Origin of the sequence: Pseudomonas sp. B35(2017) (genome assembly GCF_002113645.1) — a bacterium.
Taxonomy (GTDB): domain Bacteria; phylum Pseudomonadota; class Gammaproteobacteria; order Pseudomonadales; family Pseudomonadaceae; genus Aquipseudomonas; species Aquipseudomonas ekonensis.
On sequence record NZ_NEIZ01000001.1, the window covers coordinates 653,657 to 673,880 of the forward strand.

Annotated in this window: 16 protein-coding genes; 10 read left to right on the plus strand and 6 right to left on the minus strand. The window is 64.2% G+C overall.

From position 1 onward, the window contains the following. The first annotated feature begins 96 nt into the window (after positions 1-96). Positions 97-1,965: a hypothetical protein gene (locus tag CAG41_RS03025; RefSeq protein ID WP_085706690.1), complete on the plus strand. Its 1,869-nt coding sequence runs from the start codon at positions 97-99 to the stop codon at positions 1,963-1,965. 25 nt (positions 1,966-1,990) lie between these two features. Further along, a complete protein-coding gene (locus tag CAG41_RS03030; RefSeq protein ID WP_085586768.1) occupies positions 1,991-3,235 on the plus strand; it encodes a metallophosphoesterase in 1,245 nt (414 codons plus the stop codon). A 107-nt stretch (positions 3,236-3,342) separates the two neighbouring features. Here CAG41_RS03030 and gbcA read toward each other — a convergent pair whose 3' ends face one another. Next, a complete protein-coding gene (gbcA, locus tag CAG41_RS03035) occupies positions 3,343-4,635 on the minus strand; it encodes a glycine-betaine demethylase subunit GbcA (RefSeq protein WP_085586769.1) in 1,293 nt (430 codons plus the stop codon). Between the two features lie 281 nt (positions 4,636-4,916). On the opposite strand from gbcA, the gene gbcB reads away from it, so the two are divergent. Next, positions 4,917-6,017 (plus strand): glycine-betaine demethylase subunit GbcB, encoded by a 1,101-nt coding sequence (gbcB, locus tag CAG41_RS03045; protein WP_085586806.1) that lies wholly within the window; start codon positions 4,917-4,919, stop codon positions 6,015-6,017. Positions 6,018-6,079: 62 nt separating this feature from the next. Here gbcB and CAG41_RS03050 read toward each other — a convergent pair whose 3' ends face one another. The 5 genes from CAG41_RS03050 to CAG41_RS03070 all read right to left on the minus strand — a co-directional run bounded on the left by CAG41_RS03050 (position 6,080) and on the right by CAG41_RS03070 (position 10,842). Then, positions 6,080-6,844 carry a hypothetical protein gene (locus CAG41_RS03050; protein WP_139834946.1) on the minus strand — a complete coding sequence of 255 codons (765 nt, stop codon included), beginning with the start codon at positions 6,842-6,844 and terminating at the stop codon, positions 6,080-6,082. Further along, positions 6,841-8,250, minus strand: a complete 1,410-nt coding sequence (locus CAG41_RS03055; RefSeq protein ID WP_256582506.1) for a hypothetical protein — start codon at positions 8,248-8,250, stop codon at positions 6,841-6,843. The genes CAG41_RS03050 and CAG41_RS03055 overlap by 4 nt, the downstream gene beginning before the upstream one ends. Before the next feature lie 26 nt (positions 8,251-8,276). After that, complete coding sequence (locus CAG41_RS03060) at positions 8,277-8,762, minus strand: Hcp family type VI secretion system effector (RefSeq protein ID WP_085636911.1); 486 nt, start codon at positions 8,760-8,762, stop codon at positions 8,277-8,279. Positions 8,763-8,852: 90 nt separating this feature from the next. Continuing rightward, the gene (locus CAG41_RS03065) at positions 8,853-9,677 is read right to left on the minus strand and encodes an NAD(P)-dependent oxidoreductase (protein WP_085706693.1); all 825 of its coding nucleotides are present in this window, start codon (positions 9,675-9,677) and stop codon (positions 8,853-8,855) included. 124 nt (positions 9,678-9,801) lie between these two features. After that, complete coding sequence (locus CAG41_RS03070; protein WP_085586775.1) at positions 9,802-10,842, minus strand: low specificity L-threonine aldolase; 1,041 nt, start codon at positions 10,840-10,842, stop codon at positions 9,802-9,804. A 376-nt stretch (positions 10,843-11,218) separates the two neighbouring features. On the opposite strand from CAG41_RS03070, the gene CAG41_RS03075 reads away from it, so the two are divergent. The 7 genes from CAG41_RS03075 to fdhA all read left to right on the plus strand — a co-directional run bounded on the left by CAG41_RS03075 (position 11,219) and on the right by fdhA (position 20,213). Then, positions 11,219-12,472, plus strand: a complete 1,254-nt coding sequence (locus CAG41_RS03075; protein ID WP_085586776.1) for a serine hydroxymethyltransferase — start codon at positions 11,219-11,221, stop codon at positions 12,470-12,472. 20 nt (positions 12,473-12,492) lie between these two features. Continuing rightward, positions 12,493-13,743: a sarcosine oxidase subunit beta gene (locus CAG41_RS03080; protein ID WP_085586777.1), complete on the plus strand. Its 1,251-nt coding sequence runs from the start codon at positions 12,493-12,495 to the stop codon at positions 13,741-13,743. 14 nt (positions 13,744-13,757) lie between these two features. Beyond that, positions 13,758-14,087 carry a sarcosine oxidase subunit delta gene (locus CAG41_RS03085; RefSeq protein WP_085586778.1) on the plus strand — a complete coding sequence of 110 codons (330 nt, stop codon included), beginning with the start codon at positions 13,758-13,760 and terminating at the stop codon, positions 14,085-14,087. Continuing rightward, a complete protein-coding gene (locus CAG41_RS03090) occupies positions 14,084-17,101 on the plus strand; it encodes a sarcosine oxidase subunit alpha (protein WP_085586779.1) in 3,018 nt (1,005 codons plus the stop codon). Before CAG41_RS03085 ends, CAG41_RS03090 begins: the two co-directional genes overlap by 4 nt. A 127-nt stretch (positions 17,102-17,228) precedes the next feature. Continuing rightward, the gene (locus tag CAG41_RS03095) at positions 17,229-17,861 is read left to right on the plus strand and encodes a sarcosine oxidase subunit gamma (protein WP_085586780.1); all 633 of its coding nucleotides are present in this window, start codon (positions 17,229-17,231) and stop codon (positions 17,859-17,861) included. A 79-nt stretch (positions 17,862-17,940) separates the two neighbouring features. Further along, positions 17,941-18,798, plus strand: a complete 858-nt coding sequence (gene purU, locus CAG41_RS03100; RefSeq protein ID WP_085586781.1) for a formyltetrahydrofolate deformylase — start codon at positions 17,941-17,943, stop codon at positions 18,796-18,798. A gap of 215 nt (positions 18,799-19,013) precedes the next feature. Next, entirely contained in the window at positions 19,014-20,213 is a 1,200-nt protein-coding gene (gene fdhA / locus CAG41_RS03105) for a formaldehyde dehydrogenase, glutathione-independent (protein WP_085586782.1), read from the plus strand. The last annotated feature ends 11 nt before the right edge of the window (positions 20,214-20,224 follow it).

Sequence of the window (20,224 nt, forward strand, 5' to 3'; positions counted from 1 at the left end):
CGAGTGAGGCTCCGCGCTCCTGCGGGAGCGGGCTCGCACGCGAAGGCGGCGCATCAGGCGCTGCACCTTCGGGATCCGCACAAGGAAATGGATGATATGGACAGCTATCTGCGCTGGTTTCAACGCTTCATCTGGCTCGGCATTCTGATGAACATGGTGTTCGCGATCCCGGCGCTGTTCGCGCCGGGGCTGCTGACATCCGTGGTCGGCCTGCCGCCCCAGCTCTCCGACCCGTGGCTGGAGAACGCCGGGATGCTGCTGGTGGGCATCAGCGTGTTCTACATGCCGTCGGGCTTCAACGCGCCACGCTATGTGGTGCACTCCTGGCTGTGCGTGCTGACGCGGCTGATCGCCGTGGCGTTCTGGATCTACCTGATCAACACCAGCAGCCAAGGCTCGGTGTTCGTGCCGATGCTGATGGGCGACCTGAGCTTCTTCCTGATCCTGGGCATCCTGCTGTACCTGGGCAGCGCCCCGGAGAACCGGCCGCTACCGCTGCTGTGCGCCGGCTGGCGGGAATGGCAGGCGGGCTGGGCCCGGCGCTGGCAGAACCACGGGTTCAAGGTGGCCACGTTCGTGGTCGTGGCGCTGCTGGCGTTCATCGGCTACCAGACCTGGTACCAGATGCTGCGGGTGGTGCCGGAGCAGGAGTACGCCTCCGACGAAGACCACTACAAGTACGCCGCCATCGGCCTGGGCATCGAGGCGCGGATCCCGTACTACCTGTTTTCCGTGCTGCCGCAGATGTGCCCCGAGAAGATGCCGAAACCCGGCGGCTGGGAAGTCTTCGGCTTCCTGTTCGAGAACGGCAAGGACTTGCCCATCGGCATGGCCAAGCGGCAGATCGGCTACCCGACCGTCGAACCCAACTGCGCGCTGTGCCACACCGGCTCCTACCGGGCCAACGCCAGCGACGTGGCGATCAACGTGCCGAGCGCACCGGCCAACACCCTGCAGCTGCAGGCGTTCCAGTGGTTCGCCTACGATTGCGCCAGCGACCCGAAATTCACCACCGACGCGGTGATGGCGGCGATCAACGCCAAGTTCCAGCTGGGCTTCTTCGAGCGCCTCTACAACCGCTTCCTGATCATCCCGATGGCCAAGACCGCGTTGCTCAAGCAGAAGCAGGCCTACGCCTGGCAGAAACTGCGTCCGGCCCAGGGGCCGGGGCGCACCGACACCTTCAACCCGACGAAGATGGTGGTGTTCGGCTTCCCGGACGACTCGACCATCGGCACCGTCGACCTGCCGCAGGTGTGGAACCAGAAGCCGCGCGAGTCGATGTACCTGCATTGGGACGGCAACAACAACAAGATCCACGAGCGCAACTACGCGGCGGCGATGGCCGTGGGCGCGACGCCGCAATCCGTGCTGCCGCCCAGCTTCAACCGCGTGACCAATTGGCTGCTCGGGCACAAGGCGCCGGCCTGGCCGTGGGCGCTGGATCAGGCCAAGGTCGCCCAGGGCAAACCGATCTGGGAAACCAACTGCGCCGGTTGCCATGACTTCGGCCGCACCGACACAGGCCAGGTCACCACCAACATCGACCAGCTGGGCACCGACCCGCACCGCCTCGACTCGTTCACCACGGGGCTGGTCGCCGCGTTCCACACCTTCAAGACACCGCCGTTCGACTTCGGCGCCTACCGCAAGACCCAGAGCTACAGCAACACACCCACCGACGGCATCTGGCTGCGGGCGCCGTACCTGCACAACGGTTCGGTGCCGACCCTGTGGGACCTGCTGCAGCCGCCTGAGAAACGGCCGCAGGTGTTCTACACCGGCTCCGACGTCTACGACCCGGTCAACGTCGGCTTCGTCACCAGCGGCGCGCAGATGAAGGCCTCGGCGGACTTCAAGTACGACACCCGCCTGGAGGGCAACCACAACAGCGGCCACCTGTACGGCACGCAACTGTCGGACGTGGACAAGCGCGCCCTGATCGAATTCATGAAAACCCTGTGAACCCTTACGGATAGAGGATTTCGCCATGTCAGCGGTCGGTCATCTGAAGCACGAGTACGACAAGGTCAAGGTGCGCCTGCACGGCTTGCTCACGCGCATGGAAATGGCCTGGATGAAACTGGTCAGCGAGCTGGAGCCCAAGGAGTTCGAGGCGATCATCACGCTGCTCAAGCGCGGCCACGATCAGGCGCAGTACGTGCTCAAGCACGGCGAACTGCCGGACGACGAGCCGGCCGTGCCGTGGGAACTGGCCCACGGCTTGTCGATCCTGCGCATCGGCAACGCCACGCCGCTGCCGCAGTCCACCGATCAATTGCAGACCCGCGTGCTCAAGGACGGCACGCTGCTGGGGTGCCGCAAGTGGGAACTGCTGGATCTGCTGTGGAGCGAGGCGCTGCTCAAGTGGATCGAGAACCTGCGCCATCACGCGACCTTCGGCACCGATCCGGCCATGGTGAAAATGGAGCGCGACGTGACCCTGGCGATCGCCGGCGACTGGGGCACCGGGCCGTTCAACAGCCATGCGCCGGCGGTGTCGGTCGCCAACCAGATGCAACTGGCCAATGCCGACTTCACCATCCACCTGGGGGATGTGTACTACGCCGGCACCCACTCCCAGGAAGACACCGACATGGCCGGCTGGCCGATGGGTACCCACGGCTCGTTCACGCTCAATTCCAACCACGAGATGTACAGCGGCGCCCACGGTTACTTCAAGGAACTGGCGCACCGTTTCCCCGGGCAACAGGGCACCAGCTACTTCGCGATGTACAACGATGACTGGCTGATCGTCGGGCTGGACACGGCGTATGCCTCCGACGTGATGAACCTGTACATGGACGGCACCCTGAACAAGCCGCAGATCGAGTGGATGAAAGGCCTGCCCAAACGCAAGAAGCTGATGGTGCTCAGTCACCACCAGGGCTTCGACATCACCGGGCACCACAAGACCGCGCTGTATCAGCCGGTCTGCGATGCGCTCGGCCGTGAACCGGACTACTGGTATTGGGGGCATCTGCACAACGGCATCGTCTACGCGCCCCAGGGCGGGCTGCATGCGCGCTGCGCCGGGCACGGAGCGATTCCGTACGGGGTGACCAGCCAGCTGGACGGGCATTCGCGGGTGCTGTTTTCCGAGACCAAGAACGCCCAGGATCCGTCGTATCCGCTGCGGGTGCTGAACGGTTATGCGAGGGTGCGGTTGGTGGGCGAGGAGATCTTCGAGGAGTTCATCGGTGAGGATGGCTCGGTGAGGTGGTCATCCAGGTGATGCGGTAAGGGGGAGGGGCCCATCGCCAGCAGGCTGGCTCCCACCGGGGATTCTCTGTGCATCGGAGATCCCCTGTGGAAGACGGCCTGCCAGCGATGCTTTTGCCTTTAGCCTTGCACCGGCACGCCTTTGAGGTACGGCGCAGGCTCGGCGCCGAGGTTGCTCAGCATGCGCTCGCTGTACCAGTCCACGAAGTTGACCACGCCGAACTCGTAGGTCTTGGAGTACGGGCCCGGCTGGTAGGCCGTGGAGTTGATGCCGCGCTGGTTCTCTTCGGCCAGGCGCCGGTCCTGGTCGTTGGTGGCGTCCCACACCTTGCGCATGCGCTCGACGTCGTAGTCCACGCCTTCGACCGCGTCCTTGTGCACGATCCACTTGGTGGTGACCATGGTTTCCTGGGCGCTGATCGGCCACACGGTGAACACGATGATGTGGTCGCCCATGCAGTGGTTCCACGAGTGCGGCAGGTGCAGGATGCGCATCGAGCCCAGGTCCGGGTTCTTGATCCGGCCCATCAGCTTGGCGCAGCCCTGCTTGCCGTCCATGGTCATCGACACGGTGCCCTTGAGCAGCGGCATGCGCACGATGCGGTTGCGCAGGCCGAAGCTGGCGTGGGCGTAAGGGATCTTCTCGGCTTCCCAGGCGGCGGCGGAGGCGGCGACATGGTCCTTGAACGCCTGGTCGGCGCGGGGGTCGGTGACGTCGTCCCATTCCAGCAGGGTTTTGAGCAGCTCAGGGTGCGAACCGTTGCAGTGGTAGCACTCGCGGTTGTTCTCCAGCACCAGTTTCCAGTTGGCCTTCTCCATCAAGGTGGTCTGCACCGCCACCTTGGTGTTCTCCATGTCGTAGGGTTCCATGTAGTGGTTCAGGGTCGACAGGAAGTCGTCGATGGCCGGCGGGTTCTCCGCCAGGCTGATGAAGATGTAGCCGCCGGCGGTCTTCACGTTCACCGGCTTGAGGCCGTACTGGTTCATGTCGAAGTCGGCGCCCATCTCGGTGCCGGCGAACAGCAGGCGGCCGTCCAGCTCGTAGGTCCACTGGTGGTAGTGGCAGACCAGTTTGGCGACCTTGCCCTTGTCGCTGGTGCACAGGCGCGAGCCGCGGTGGCGGCAGACGTTGTGGAACGCATGCACCACGCCCTCGGCGCCGCGGATCACGATGATCGGGTTCTTGCCGATCTGCAGGGTCAGGTAGTTGCCCTTGGCCGGGATCTCGCAGGTCATGCCGGCGATCAGCCATTCCTTCTGGAAGATCTCCTGCATGTCGATGTCGAACAGGCGCTCGTCGCTGTAGAACGGCTGCGGCAGCGAGAAGGTGCGCTCGCGTTCCTGAAGCATTTGCGCGGTGGCCTTGCGTGCGGGTTCCAGCGGATCGCCCAGGCTGAGTTTTGCGGTGTCCATCGATTCGTCCTCATGGCCATTCTGCGGGCCGGTGAAAGTGGCTGATCAGGTGTGCTGCGCAAGGTGCTGCAAATCGTCGTTATGTGGAGCCGAGTGTGGGGCCGGCGCAGCCCGCAACCTTATCCATGGGCGACATGGCGCAATCTGATCCCGACGCGCAAGCCCCGGTGGTTGGGGGCTGGTCGCGATAAGCATGTGAATGTCGCGGATAGGTAAACGCACGGTTTGCGCCATGCGCAGAATCGCCACATGAAGGCCGACCGTCGGCCGTGGAGAACAGCATGTCCAACAACTTCCTGAATCCGGTCACCACCCAGACCTGGGCCAATGGCCGGCACATAGTCCGTTGCGTCAAAGTCATCCAGGAAACCTGGGATGTGCGCACGTTCTGCTTCATGGCCGACCAGCCGATCATGTTCTTCTTCAAGCCGGGCCAGTTCGTGACCCTGGAGCTTGAGATCGACGGCCAGCCGATCATGCGTTCCTACACCATCTCCAGTTCGCCGTCGGTGCCCTACAGCTTCTCGGTGACCATCAAGCGCGTGCCGGGGGGCAAGGTCTCCAACTGGCTGCACGACACCCTGCACGAAGGCCAGGAACTGGCGGTGCACGGGCCGGTCGGGCTGTTCAACGCCATCGACTTCCCAAGCCCGAAAGTGCTGTACCTGAGCGGCGGCGTCGGCATCACCCCGTGCATGTCCATGGCGCGCTGGTTCTACGACACCAACGGCAACGTCGACATGTCGTTCATCCACAGCGCCCGCTCGCCCAAGGACATCATCTATCACCGCGAGCTGGAGCACATGGCCTCGCGGATCGACAACTTCAGCCTGCACCTGATCTGCGAGAAGCACGGGCTGGGCGAGCCATGGGCCGGCTACCGCGGCTACCTCAACCACAAGATGCTCGAACTGATGGTGCCGGACTTCCTCGAGCGCGAAGTGTTCTGCTGCGGCCCGACGCCGTACATGAACGCGGTCAAGCGCCTGCTGGAGAACGCCGGCTACGACATGAAGCGCTACCACGAGGAGTCCTTCGGCGCCACGCCGCCGGAAGCCCAAGCCGATGCCGTGGAACAGGCCGAACAGGCAGCGGAAGCGCCGGCGGTCGATGCGGCGGACCTGCACCTGGTGGAGTTCACCTCCTCGGACAAGAGCATCCGCGTGGCCCCGGGCGAAACCGTGCACGCGGCGGCGGCCAAGGTCGGCCTGATGATCCCCAAGGCCTGCGGCATGGGCATCTGCGGCACCTGCAAGGTGCTCAAGCTCGGCGGCGAGGTGGAGATGGACCACAACGGCGGGATCACCGAGGACGACGAGGCCGAGGGGTACATCCTGTCGTGCTGTAGCGTGCCGAAGGGGGATGTGCGGATTGAGTTTTAAGTCGGATTGTTTGCACTTGGGCCGATCTCCTCAGCGAGGAGGTCGGCTGGAATACTGCGACTTCAAACCAGTTCGGACATGGCGAGCAAGGCAAAGCCCGCGAACGTAAAGCCAAATATTCGCTGGTATTGGTTCAGTCTAAGCAGGACGCGTTTGAGCTTTGGGGGAAAACTCTTAACGTCTCTTGCGCTTACTTTGCCTTGGGATATATATCGTGAGGGGTTTTTGAGGATGCCAAAGATCTCTCCTAACATATAGATGCGCCCCCCTAAACCCGACTGCCATAACATGAGCAGAGACGGGGTGATCGAGCTTCTTTCAAAGCTGTTGAGGATTAATTCCAGCTTTTCCTTGGCGACATAAAGCAAAATCCCATTGACTGATAAAAGGCCTATGAAGCTCACTATGGCCATAATCACTATTGGGTCTTTTACGATGTCGTGCATGTGCTCTGTGGATGCGAATAGTCCCAGGCACATCATCATTGCGAAAAAAATTAAAACGAGTCTGTATAAGGTGATTAAGTCTTTCTTGAGTTTTTTGGGGAAGTTTTCGAAGTCCTTCGCGCAAAGTGTTCCGGTGTGAATATAAAACGCTGGGTTTCTCATGATGGCGAACACTTCGCCCATCATGCGAATTCTGCTCCAGGTTCCTCCTTGCCAAAGTATTATTATTTTGCTCGAAATCGAACTGTTTGTTAGGTGGCCTAGTATAGTTTCGGTTTTTGTTTTGGCGATATATAACATTGCCCCTGTCAGGGTAAATAGGCCGATGAAGTCTACAATGCCAACAAGCAAAAATATTAAATCTGAAGTGCGGAGGGTCATTTAACCGCCTCGTATACTTTCTCTGCGATCCGATCACCGCCTTTCTCGCCAAAAGTTCCGCCGGCATAATTTCCGACTCCTGCCAATAGAGCAGCGCAAAGGACAGTGCCGAGTCCGCCAGTCGGGAGACCAACTCCTACGCAGATCGTTGAGGCACTCAAACTCACGAGCGCGCCGGCGGCTATTCCGCCACCCACTCCACCCAAAAAGCTTCCGGTCTCCGTGAACTTCACTTTTTCACACGCTTCGATGCTTCCATTCGCGCAAACTTCCTGAACCTTCATCACCGACGCACTACCTCCCACCGCCGTGCCGATCCAACCGCCATATTTGACGTATTGCGACGCGTTGGTGACGGCCTGGAAATGAGTGGCGTAACCGGGAATCTGGCTGATGCAGCCGGCCTTTCTCCAGCGATGGATCAGGTGTGGGTTATCGATACCTAAGGCGGTTTTCAGGTTTGGGTAGTCAGGGAGGTTGAGGGTTTCTCTGGTGAGTCGGGTCAGTTGGCCATCAAGACCTTTGAGCAATTGCGCCCGCTGTTTTTTGAAGTCTTTTGAATTCAGGCTCCCATTCGCCTCAAGGGTATTGGTATGCAAGATCTCGATGTCGTTCAGAATGCTTTTTATACCGTCCAGATGATTGGCCGCTATGGCCGTGACGACGCCAATCACTTTCGATTGATCCGAGAGTGCGCCCTGAATAACGCCGTAGTTCTGCGCCATGAAATCCGCCTCTTCCACCGTCAACGGTGCTAGCGCCGTGCTCACGGTACGTGCGGTCTCCATCAGCAACGATTCCTCATAGGTGCACTGCTGATTGCCCGGATCGCTCAAAACAATCAGTGACCCGGCCTTCACCACGTCCTCCAGCGGATTCAGGCGTTTGAAGGTGGCGATGACATTGGGCTTGGGCGACGGGAACAGGCGCGCCTGCAGCGCCTCGGCGGGCAAGCTTTTGGGCACGATGTAGAACCCCGGCTCAACAGGCGCCGGCACCTCCTGCGGCCAGAGCTCGCTGGGGAAGAACCGCAGGTCGTTGACGGGGTGCGGGGACGGGCCGGACATCGCAGCCAGGCGCGACACGTTCAGGTTCTGCCGGTGGACGGCCCGCAGCAGCCGTTCCGGATCGGAATGGGCTGCGGGCTGCGCGGACAACGACCTGGCCCTCGCCGGGCGGGGGTTGCGCGACAGGATCCGGGACTGGTTCAGCAAGTCCCGCTGTTCCTGCGCAAGGGCCAGGATCCCTTGCTCCGGGTTCAGGTGGCCGGCGGCCACTTCATCGGCGATGCGCTTGGCGTAGCGTGCGACCTGTTGGGTGAACCGCACGCGCGCCATGCCGAAGGCCAGATGGCGGGCGCCGCTGGTCAGGGCCTGGCCCAGCAAGCGGCCGGCGGCGTCCTGCACGTCACTGGGATCGGATGGCCGTGGGCTCAACCCATTTCGCCCCACGAGGTGCAGCCGGTGGTGCCGGCGATGTGGTGCACCCAGCTGATGCCGCGGTAACGGATGGCCAGCTGTTCCTGGGGCTGGGCGTCGTTCTGCAGGATGACGTGCGGCACATCCTGCGAGAGCTCGGCGAGGACGGCGCCGTCGAGGGCGATCGTATAGAACTTTTCCTGCTGGCCTTGGGGCGAGGTGCGATACAGGCTGATCGTGCACTCCAGCTCTTCGCTGTTCGAATGGGCCTGGGCCAGCAGCGGGGAGGACTTGTCCAACGCTTTGGTGATGATCACCGGTTGGTGGACGGCCTTGCCGAGGTTGTTGTCGCGGCGCATTTCATGGCTCAAGGCAAGCACCATGATTTCGTCGGTATGGGCGGATTGGTAGCTGTTGCCCACGGACTCCGGGGTCGAGCAGCCCGCTGAAATGAGGCCTTGTGTCTTGCCGGTGATGGTCATGTAGGCAGGGTTCGCCATAGCCTTCGCTCCTTGAATGTGGAGCGGGCAGTCTATGAGGAACCCTGTTTACTTGATGTCGGACGAGGCGTAGTCCGATTCTGAAATTGCTCAGTCGATGAACAGGTCGGGCATCAGTTTGGCGTCGCTGTCCGGTTCGAAGCGGTAGTGGCCGAAGTCGGTCGCGCCGTGTTCGCGCAGGATCTCCTCGTCGATCAGCAGGCGCCCGGTGATCTGCCGCCCGCTGCTGCTCAAGATGGCGTGGGCCGCGTCCGCCATGATCGCCGGGGTGCGCGCATGCTTGAACGACTCGCGGTTGCCCAGCTGAAACTCGATGGCCGCCGTGGCGATCATGGTCTGCGGCCACAGGGAGTTGACGCTGATGCCGTGGGCGGCGAATTCCTCGCTCATGCCCAGGGTGAGCATGCTCATGCCGTACTTGGTGACGGTGTAGGGGCTGTATTGGGCGAACCATTTTGCCGCGAGGTTCAGCGGCGGCGACAGGTTGAGGATGTGCCCGGCGGATTTTTTCAGGTAGGGCAGGGCGGCCTGGCTGCACAGCAGCACCGCGCGGGTGTTGATCTGGTGCATCAGGTCGAAGCGCTTGAGCTCGATGTGGGCCACGCCGGTGAGCTTGATCGCCCCGGCGTTGTTCACCAGGGCATCGATGGCGTCGAAGCGTTCGTTGGCCTGGGCCAGCGCCTGGCGCACGGCGTCTTCGTCGCGCACATCCACTTGCAGGGCCAGCGCCTGGCCGCCGGCCGCCTCGACTTCCCGGGCCACGCTGTGGATGGTGCCGGGCAGTTTCGGGTGGGGCTCGGCGCTCTTGGCCGCGATCACGATGTTGGCCCCGTCCTTCGCGGCCCGCAGCGCGATCTCGCGCCCGATGCCACGGCTGGCGCCGGTGATGAACAGGGTCTTGCCTTTGAGGGACATGCGTTCGCTCCTGCTTGTTGTTATGTGAGCGGAAAGGCTCGACACACACTGTAGACCAGGCAGGAGGGCGTGCAGGGGCGGGGGCTTGCGGCGAGGGAGCAGGCTCCCCCGCCACAGGGGCGTGTTACGCGGTCATCACCTCGCGGATGTCCCGCGCCAGCTCGCGCACCCGCTCTTCTTCGGTGTCCCACGAGCACATGAACCGTGCGCCGCCCTTGCCGATGAAGGTGTAGAAGCGCCAGCCCCGGGCGGTCAGCGCGGCGAGGGCCGGCTCCGACAGTTGCAGGAACACGCCGTTGGCCTGCACCGGGAACATCAGCTCGACGCCCGGGATGTCGCTGACCAGCTCCGCCAGCAACTGCGCGCAGCGGTTGGCGTGGCGGGCGTACTTGAGCCAGGCGTCGTTCTCCAGGATGCCGACCCACGGCGCCGACAGGAAGCGCATCTTCGAGGCCAGCTGGCCGGCCTGCTTGCAGCGGTAGTCGAAGTCTTCGGCCAGTTCGTGGTTGAAGAACAGGATCGCCTCGCCGACCGCCATGCCGTTTTTCGTGCCGCCGAAGCACAGCACGTCGACGCCGGCCTTCCAGGTCAGGTCCGCCGGCGAGCAGCCCAGGAACGCGCAGGCGTTGGAGAAGCGGGCGCCGTCCATGTGCAGGTTCAGGCCCAGTTCCTTGCAGGTGGCGCTGATGGCGCGCACTTCGTCCGGGGTGTAGACGCTGCCGACCTCGGTGGCCTGGGTCAGGGTCACGACGCGGGGCTTGGGGTAGTGGATGTCCTGGCGCTTGAGGGCGATCTCGCGGATCGAGGCCGGGGTCAGCTTGCCGTTCTCGGTGCCGGCGATCAGCAGCTTGGAGCCGTTGGAGAAGAACTCCGGCGCGCCGCACTCGTCGGTCTCGACGTGGGCGGTCTCCGAGCAGATCACGCTGTGGTAGCTCTGGCACATCGAGGCCAGGGCCAGGGAGTTGGCGGCGGTGCCGTTGAAGGCGAAGAACACCTCGCAATCGGTCTCGAACAGCCTGCGGAAATGGTCCGAGGCGCGGGCGGTCCATTCATCGTCGCCGTAGGCGCGCTGGTGGCCCTGGTTGGCCTGTTCCATGGCGGCCCAGGCCTCGGGGCAGATGCCGGAATAGTTGTCGCTGGCGAATTGTTGGCTCTTGTCGGTCATGGCCGGCTTCCGTGATCGGGGCACTTGTGGTGACCCGTTGGTCAATGAGGGTACGCACTGTACCGAAGATCGTCCGGGGCGCGCACGGGATGTCGCTTGCGGAACTGTACAGCGATGCCGTCCGGCCTGCACCACCGATCCATGTGGGAGCCAGCAGGCCGGCTGCCACAGGTCGGCGGTGCGGCGGGCATCGCCAGGCGTCGGGCCTTGCGTCTGGCCCGCCGGTTTCGCGCCATGTCGTAAACGCGCCTTTGCGTGGCGTCCGTAGGCATTTGACGTGTCCGAACCGGTCATACCATCGCATCCAAAGGGCACCGCCGAAACGCCGGTGCCTGACCGAGACGAATGGCGCACAGACGCCGCTGGGAGAGACGCGATGTTCAGCAAGCAAGACCGGATCCAGGGTTACGACGATGCACTGCTGGCGGCGATGAATGCCGAGGAGCAACGTCAGGAAGATCACATCGAGCTGATCGCGTCCGAGAACTACACCAGCAAGCGCGTCATGGAGGCCCAGGGCAGCGGCCTGACCAACAAGTACGCCGAAGGCTATCCGGGCAAGCGCTACTACGGCGGCTGCGAGCACGTGGACAAGGTCGAGGCCCTGGCCATCGAGCGCGCCAAGCAACTGTTCGGCGCCGATTACGCCAACGTCCAGCCGCACTCCGGCTCCTCGGCCAACAGCGCCGTGTACCTGGCCCTGCTGCAGGCCGGCGACACGATCCTGGGCATGAGCCTGGCCCACGGCGGCCACCTGACCCACGGCGCCAAGGTGTCGTCCTCGGGCAAGCTGTACAACGCCGTGCAGTACGGCATCGACACCGCCACCGGCCTGATCGACTACGACGAAGTCGAGCGCCTGGCCGTCGAGCACAAGCCGAAGATGATCGTCGCCGGCTTCTCGGCGTACTCCAAGACCCTCGACTTCCCGCGTTTCCGCCAGATCGCCGACAAGGTCGGTGCGCTGCTGTTCGTCGACATGGCCCACGTGGCCGGTCTGGTGGCGGCGGGCCTGTACCCGAACCCGATCCCGTTCGCCGACGTGGTCACCACCACCACCCACAAGACCCTGCGCGGCCCGCGCGGCGGCCTGATCCTGGCCAAGGCCAACGAAGAGATCGAGAAGAAGCTCAACGCCGCCGTGTTCCCCGGCGCCCAGGGCGGCCCGCTGATGCACGTCATCGCCGCCAAGGCCGTGTGCTTCAAGGAAGCGCTGGAGCCCGGCTTCAAGGCGTACCAGCAGCAGGTGATCGAGAACGCCCAGGCGATGGCGGGCGTATTCGTCAAACGTGGCTACGATGTAGTGTCCGGCGGCACCGACAACCATCTGTTCCTGGTCAGCCTGATCCGTCAGGGCCTCACCGGCAAGGACGCGGATGCGGCGCTGGGCCGTGCCCACATCACCGTGAACAAGAACGCCGTGCCGAACGACCCGCAGTCGCCGTTCGTCACTTCGGGCCTGCGCATCGGCACCCCGGCGGTGACCACCCGCGGCTTCAAGGTGACCCAGTGCGTGACGCTGGCCGGCTGGATCTGCGACATCCTCGACAACCTCGGCGACGCCGACGTCGAGGCCAACGTCGCCCAGCAGGTCTCGGCCCTGTGCGCTGACTTCCCGGTTTATCGCTGAGCGGTTCTGGAGTAATGACTATGCAACGCTATTCGGGCTTCGGCCTCTTCAAGCACTCCCTCAGCCACCATGAGAACTGGCAGCGCATGTGGCGCACGCCGACCCCGAAAAAGGTCTACGACGTGGTCATCGTCGGCGGCGGCGGGCACGGCCTGGCGACCGCCTACTACCTGGCCAAGGAGCACGGCATCACCAACGTGGCCGTGGTCGAGAAGGGTTGGCTGGGCGGCGGCAACACCGCCCGCAACACCACCATCGTGCGTTCCAACTACCTGTGGGACGAGTCGGCGCATCTGTACGAGCACGCGATGAAACTGTGGGAAGGCCTGTCCCAGGACCTGAACTACAACGTGATGTTCTCCCAGCGCGGCGTCTACAACCTGTGCCACACCCTGCAGGACATCCGCGACTCCGAGCGCCGGGTCAGCGCCAACCGCCTCAACGGCATCGACGGCGAACTGCTCGACGCCAAACAGGTGGCGGACGAGATCCCGTACCTGGACTGCTCCAAGAACACCCGCTACCCGGTGATGGGCGCCACCGTCCAGCGCCGCGGCGGCGTGGCCCGCCACGATGCCGTGGCCTGGGGCTTCGCCCGTGCGGCCGACGCCCTGGGCGTGGACCTGATCCAGCAGACCGAAGTGATCGGTTTCCGCAAGGAAAACGGCGTGTGCATCGGCGTGGAGACCAACAAGGGCTTCATCGGCGCCAAGCGCGTCGGCGTGGTCACCGCCGGCAACTCCGGCCACATGGCCAAGCTCGCCGGCTTCCGCCTGCCGCTCGAATCCCACCCGCTGCAAGCGCTGGTGTCCGAGCCGATCAAGCCGATCATCGACAGCGTGATCATGTCCAACGCCGTGCACGGCTACATCAGCCAGTCCGACAAGGGCGACCTTGTGATCGGCGCCGGCATCGACGGCTACAACGGCTACGGCCAGCGCGGCTCGTACCCGGTGATCGAGCACACCATCCAGGCCATCGTCGAGATGTTCCCGGTGCTGTCCCGCGTGCGCATGAACCGCCAGTGGGGCGGCATCGTCGACACCACCCCGGACGCCTGCCCGATCATTTCGAAAACCCCGGTGCCGAACATGTTCTTCAACTGCGGTTGGGGCACCGGTGGCTTCAAGGCAACACCTGGCTCGGGCAACGTGTTTGCCGCGAGTCTGGCCAAGGGTGAGATGCACCCGCTGGCCGCACCTTTCTCCATCGACCGTTTCCACAACGGTGCGTTGATCGACGAACACGGCGCTGCGGCTGTCGCCCACTAACAGGAGAAATCCCCATGTTGCACATCTTCTGTCCTCACTGCGGCGAACTGCGCTCCGAAGAGGAATTCCACGCTTCCGGCCAGGCGCACATCCCGCGTCCGCTGGATCCGAACGCCTGCACCGACGAGCAGTGGGGCGACTACATGTTCTTCCGCGACAACCCACGCGGCCTGCACCATGAGCTGTGGGACCACGTCGCCGGTTGCCGCCAGTACTTCAACGTCACCCGCGACACCGTGACCTACGAGATCCTCGAAACCTACAAGATCGGCGCCAAGCCGCAATTCACCGACAAGGCCGACAGTCCGAAAGCGGCCGCGCAGGCTCTGGGAGAGAAGGTATGAGCCAGATCAATCGCCTGTCCAACGGTGGACGGATCGACCGCAACAAAGTGCTGAGCTTCACCTTCAACGGCCAGAGCTACAAGGGTTTCGAGGGCGACTCCCTGGCGTCGGCGCTGATCGCCAACGGCGTCGACATCATCGGCCGCAGCTTCAAGTATTCCCGGCCGCGCGGCATCTTCGCCGCCGGTGCCGAAGAGCCGAACGCGGTGCTGCAGATCGGCGCCACCGAAGCCACCCAGATCCCCAACGTGCGCGCCACCCAACAGGCGCTGTACCAGGGCCTGGTCGCCACCAGCACCAACGGTTGGCCGAGCGTGAACAACGACATGATGGGGATCCTCGGCAAGGTCGGCGGCAAGCTGATGCCGCCGGGCTTCTACTACAAGACGTTCATGTATCCGCAGTCGTTCTGGATGACCTACGAGAAGTACATCCGCAAGGCCGCCGGCCTCGGCCGCTCGCCGACCGAGAACGATCCGGACAGCTACGACTACATGAACCAGCACTGCGACGTGCTGGTCGTCGGCGCCGGCCCCGCAGGCCTGGCCGCCGCGCTGGCCGCTGCGCGCAGCGGCGCCCGGGTGATCCTGGCCGACGAGCAGGAAGAGTTCGGCGGCAGCCTGCTCGACTCCCGCGAAAGCCTCGACGGCAAGCCTGCCGTGGAGTGGGTCGCCGGCGTCATCGCCGAGCTGAAGAACACCCCGGACGTGCTGCTGTTGCCGCGCGCCACGGTCAACGGCTACCACGACCACAACTTCCTGACCATTCACGAACGCCTCACCGATCATCTCGGTGACCGTGCGCCGATCGGCCAGGTGCGCCAGCGCATCCACCGGGTGCGCGCCAAGCGCGTGGTGCTGGCCACCGGCGCCCATGAGCGTCCGCTGGTCTACGGCAACAACGACGTGCCGGGCAACATGCTGGCCGGCGCGGTCTCGACCTACGTGCGCCGTTACGGCGTGGCGCCGGGCAAGAAGCTGGTCCTGAGCACCAACAACGACCACGCCTACCGCGTGGCGCTGGACTGGCTCGACGCCAGCCTGCAAGTGGTGGCGATCGCCGACGCCCGCAGCAACCCGCGCGGTGCGCTGGTGGAAGAGGCACGCGCCAAAGGCATCCGCATCCTCACCGGCAGCGCCGTGATCGAGGCCCGGGGCAGCAAGCGCGTGACGGCCGCCCGCGTGGCCGCCATCGATGTGAAAGCCCATGCCGTGACCAGTCCCGGCGAATGGCTGGACTGCGACGTGATCGCCAGCTCCGGCGGCTACAGCCCGGTGGTTCACCTGGCGTCGCACCTGGGCGGCAAGCCGGTCTGGCGTGACGACATCCTCGGCTTCGTGCCGGGCGAAGCGCCGCAGAAACGGGTGTGCGTCGGCGGCATCAACGGTGTCTACGGCCTCGGCGATTCGCTGGCCGACGGTTTCGAGGGCGGCGCCCGCGCCGCCAGCGAGGCCGGTTTCACGGTGGTCGAAGGCACCTTGCCCAAGGCCCTGAGCCGTCTGGAGGAAGCGACCCTGGCGCTGTTCCAGGTGCCCCACGAGAAAGGCACCGCCCGTGCGCCGAAGCAGTTCGTCGACCTGCAGAACGACGTCACCGCCGCCGCCATCGAACTGGCGACCCGCGAGGGCTTCGAGTCGGTCGAGCACGTCAAGCGCTACACCGCGCTGGGCTTCGGCACCGACCAGGGCAAGCTGGGCAACATCAACGGCCTGGCCATCGCCGCCCGTTCGATGAACATCACCATCCCGCAGATGGGCACCACGATGTTCCGTCCGAACTACACGCCGATCACCTTCGGCGCCGTGGCCGGCCGGCATTGCGGGCACCTCTTCGAGCCGGTGCGCTTCACCGCGCTGCACGCCTGGCACCTGAAGAACGGCGCCGAGTTCGAGGACGTCGGCCAGTGGAAACGCCCTTGGTACTTCCCGAAGAACGGCGAAGACCTGCACGCGGCGGTCAAGCGCGAGTGCAAGGCCGTGCGCGACAGCGTCGGCCTGCTGGACGCCTCGACCCTGGGCAAGATCGACATCCAGGGCCCGGACGCCCGTGAGTTCCTCAACCGCGTGTACACCAACGCCTGGACCAAGCTCGACGTGGGCAAGGCCCGCTACGGCCTGATGTGCAAGGAAGACGGCATGGTCTTCGACGACGGCGTGACGGCGTGTCTGGCCGACAACCATTTCGTCATGACCACCACCACCGGCGGCGCGGCCCGCGTGCTGCAGTGGCTGGAGCTGTACCACCAGACCGAGTGGCCGGACATGAAGGTGTACTTCACCTCCGTCACCGACCACTGGGCGACCATGACCCTGTCGGGCCCCAACAGCCGCAAGCTGCTGAGCGAAGTCACCGACATCGACCTGGACCGCGACGGCTTCCCGTTCATGACCTGGAAGGAAGGCCTGGTCGGCGGCGTGCCGGCCCGGGTGTTCCGGATCTCGTTCACCGGCGAGCTGTCGTACGAAGTCAACGTGCAGGCCGACTACGCCATGGGCGTGCTGGAAAAGATCGTCGAGGCCGGCAAGAAGTACAACCTGACCCCGTACGGCACCGAGACCATGCACGTGCTGCGGGCCGAGAAGGGCTTCATCATCGTCGGCCAGGACACCGACGGCTCGATGACCCCGGACGACCTGAACATGGGCTGGTGCGTCGGCCGCACCAAGCCGTTCTCGTGGATCGGCCAGCGCGGCATGAACCGTGAGGACTGCGTGCGCGAGCAGCGCAAGCAACTGGTGGGCCTCAAGCCGATCGACCCGAACCAATGGCTGCCGGAGGGCGCGCAACTGGTGTTCAACACCAAGCAGGCGATCCCGATGACCATGGTCGGCCACGTGACCTCCAGCTACGCGCACAACTCCCTGGGCTATTCGTTTGCCATGGGCGTGGTCAAGGGCGGCCTCAAGCGCCTGGGCGAGCGGGTGTTCGCGCCATTGGCCGACGGCCGCGTGATCGAGGCGGAGATCGTTTCTTCGGTGTTCTTCGATCCGAAAGGCGATCGCCAGAACATTTGAGACACCACAGTCCCTGTGGGAGTGGGCTTGTCGGCCCGCGGCATCGCCGCGATAGCGTCAGACCGACACACCGCTATCGCTGGCAAGCCAGCTCCCACAGGAACACAGAATTCAGAAAGGGTGCTTTATGACCGCAGCCAATGTGTACCAACAACGCCCGACCACCGGGGCCAAGGCCGAGTCGTCGCTGCATCATGCCGACCTCGCCGGACTGGTGGGCAAGGGCCGCAAGAACGCCGGCGTGACCGTGCGCGAAAAGAAACTCCTGGGCCACCTGACCCTGCGCGGCGACGGCCATGACGCCGCCTTCGCCGCCGGCGTGCACAAGGCCCTGGGCATCGAGCTGCCGGGCGCCCTGAGCGTCATCGTCAAGGGCGAGACCAGCCTGCAGTGGATGGGCCCGGACGAGTGGCTGCTGATCGTGCCGAGCGGCGAAGAGTTCGCCGCCGAGCAGAAGCTGCGCGAGGCGCTGGGCGACCTGCACATCGCCATCGTCAACGTCAGCGGCGGCCAGCAACTGCTCGAACTGAGCGGGCCGAACGTGCGTCAGGTGCTGATGAAGTCCACCAGCTACGACGTGCACCCGAACAACTTCCCGGTGGGCAAGGCGGTCGGCACGGTGTTCGCCAAGTCGCAGCTGATGATCCGCCACACCGCCGAAGACACCTGGGAGCTGCTGATCCGCCGCAGCTTCTCGGACTACTGGTGGCTGTGGCTGCAGGATGCCGCCGCCGAATACGGCCTGAGCGTCCAGGCCTGATCGTCATCCCCCTGCGGGAACGGGCTTGCCCGCTCCCGCAGGGGCGCAACGATTATCAAAGTTTCAGGAGCGATCCCTTATGAGCCGCGCCCCGGATACATGGATTCTGACCGCCGACTGCCCCAGCGTCCTCGGCACGGTGGACGCGGTCACGCGTTTTCTCTACGAGCAGGGCTGCTACGTCACCGAGCACCATTCGTTCGATGACCGGCTCTCGGGCCGGTTCTTCATCCGCGTGGAGTTCCGCCAGCCCGACGGCTTCGACGAGCAGTCGTTCCGCGCCGGCCTCGCCGAGCGCGGCCAGGCGTTCGGCATGGTCTTCGAACTGACGGCGCCGAACTACCGGCCAAAAGTGGTGATCATGGTCTCCAAGGCCGACCACTGCCTCAACGACTTGCTCTACCGCCAGCGCATCGGCCAGTTGTCGATGGACGTGGCGGCGGTGGTGTCCAACCACCCGGACCTCAAGCCGCTGGCCGACTGGCACCAGATTCCCTACTACCATTTCCCCCTCGACCCCAACGACAAACCGGCCCAGGAGCGCCAGGTGTGGCAGGTGATCGAGGAGGCCGGCGCCGAACTGGTGATCCTCGCCCGCTACATGCAGGTGCTGTCGCCGGAACTGTGCCGCAAGCTCGACGGCAAGGCGATCAACATCCACCACTCGCTGCTGCCGGGCTTCAAGGGCGCCAAACCGTACCACCAGGCCTACAACAAGGGCGTGAAGCTGGTCGGTGCCACGGCGCACTACATCAACAACGACCTGGACGAGGGGCCGATCATCGCCCAGGGCGTCGAGGCCGTGGACCACAGCCATTACCCCGAAGACCTGATCGCCAAGGGGCGCGACATCGAGGGCCTGACCCTGGCGCGGGCCGTGGGCTATCACATCGAGCGGAGGGTGTTCCTCAACGCCAACCGCACGGTCGTTCTTTAGATTGGTTTCGCTGCGTTGCGGCGGTCCGACAAGCCAGCTCCTACAGGGATTTGTGTCGTACACAGATCTTGAACCCATCAGGGATCCTGTGGGAGCTGGCTTGCCAGCGATGAGGCCATAACAGGCGACACAAGATTCAGCATCTGTACCCGAGCACTCAACGCGCGGCCTGCCTGGGCGGCGCGGTTCCATAAAAACAACAGCGAGGTGAAAGCATGTCTGGCAATCGTGGTGTGGTGTATCTCGGCGCTGGCAAGGTCGAAGTGCAGAAGATCGACTATCCGAAAATGCAGGATCCGCGCGGCAGGAAAATCGAGCACGGTGTCATCCTGCGTGTGGTTTCCACCAACATCTGCGGCTCCGACCAGCACATGGTGCGCGGTCGCACCACCGCCCAGGTCGGGCTGGTGCTGGGCCATGAGATCACCGGCGAGGTGATCGAGAAGGGCAGCGACGTCGAGAGCCTGAAGATCGGCGACCTGGTGTCCGTTCCGTTCAACGTGGCCTGCGGGCGCTGCCGTTCCTGCAAGGAGCAGCACACCGGCGTCTGCCTGACCGTCAACCCGGCCCGCGCCGGCGGTGCCTACGGCTACGTCGACATGGGCGACTGGACCGGCGGCCAGGCCGAGTACGTGCTGGTGCCGTACGCCGACTTCAACCTGCTGAAGCTGCCGGACCGCGACAAGGCCATGGAGAAGATCCGCGACCTGACCTGCCTGTCCGACATCCTGCCGACCGGCTACCACGGTGCCGTGACCGCCGGCGTAGGTCCGGGCAGCACCGTGTACATCGCCGGCGCCGGCCCCGTCGGCCTGGCTTCGGCCGCCTCGGCGCGCCTGCTGGGCGCGGCGGTGGTGATCGTCGGCGACGTCAACCCGATCCGCCTGGCCCACGCCAAGGCCCAGGGCTTCGAGATCGTCGACCTGTCCAAGGACGCGCCGCTGCATGAGCAGATCGCTGCGCTGCTGGGCGAGCCGGAAGTCGATTGCGCGGTGGACTGCGTCGGCTTCGAAGCCCGTGGTCATGGCCACGACGGCGTGAAACAGGAAGCCCCGGCCACGGTGCTCAACTCGCTGATGGGTGTGGTACGTGTCGCCGGCAAGATCGGTATTCCGGGCCTGTACGTGACTGAAGACCCGGGCGCTGTCGACGCCGCCGCGAAAATGGGCAGCCTGAGCATCCGCTTCGGTCTGGGCTGGGCCAAGTCCCACAGCTTCCACACCGGGCAAACCCCAGTGATGAAGTACAACCGCCAGCTGATGCAGGCGATCATGTGGGACCGCATCAACATCGCCGAAGTGGTGGGCGTGCAGGTCATCAGCCTCGACCAGGCGCCGGAAGGCTACGGCGAGTTCGATGCGGGCGTGCCGAAGAAGTTTGTGATCGATCCGCACAAGCTGTTCAGCGCGGCCTGAGGCCAGAGCGG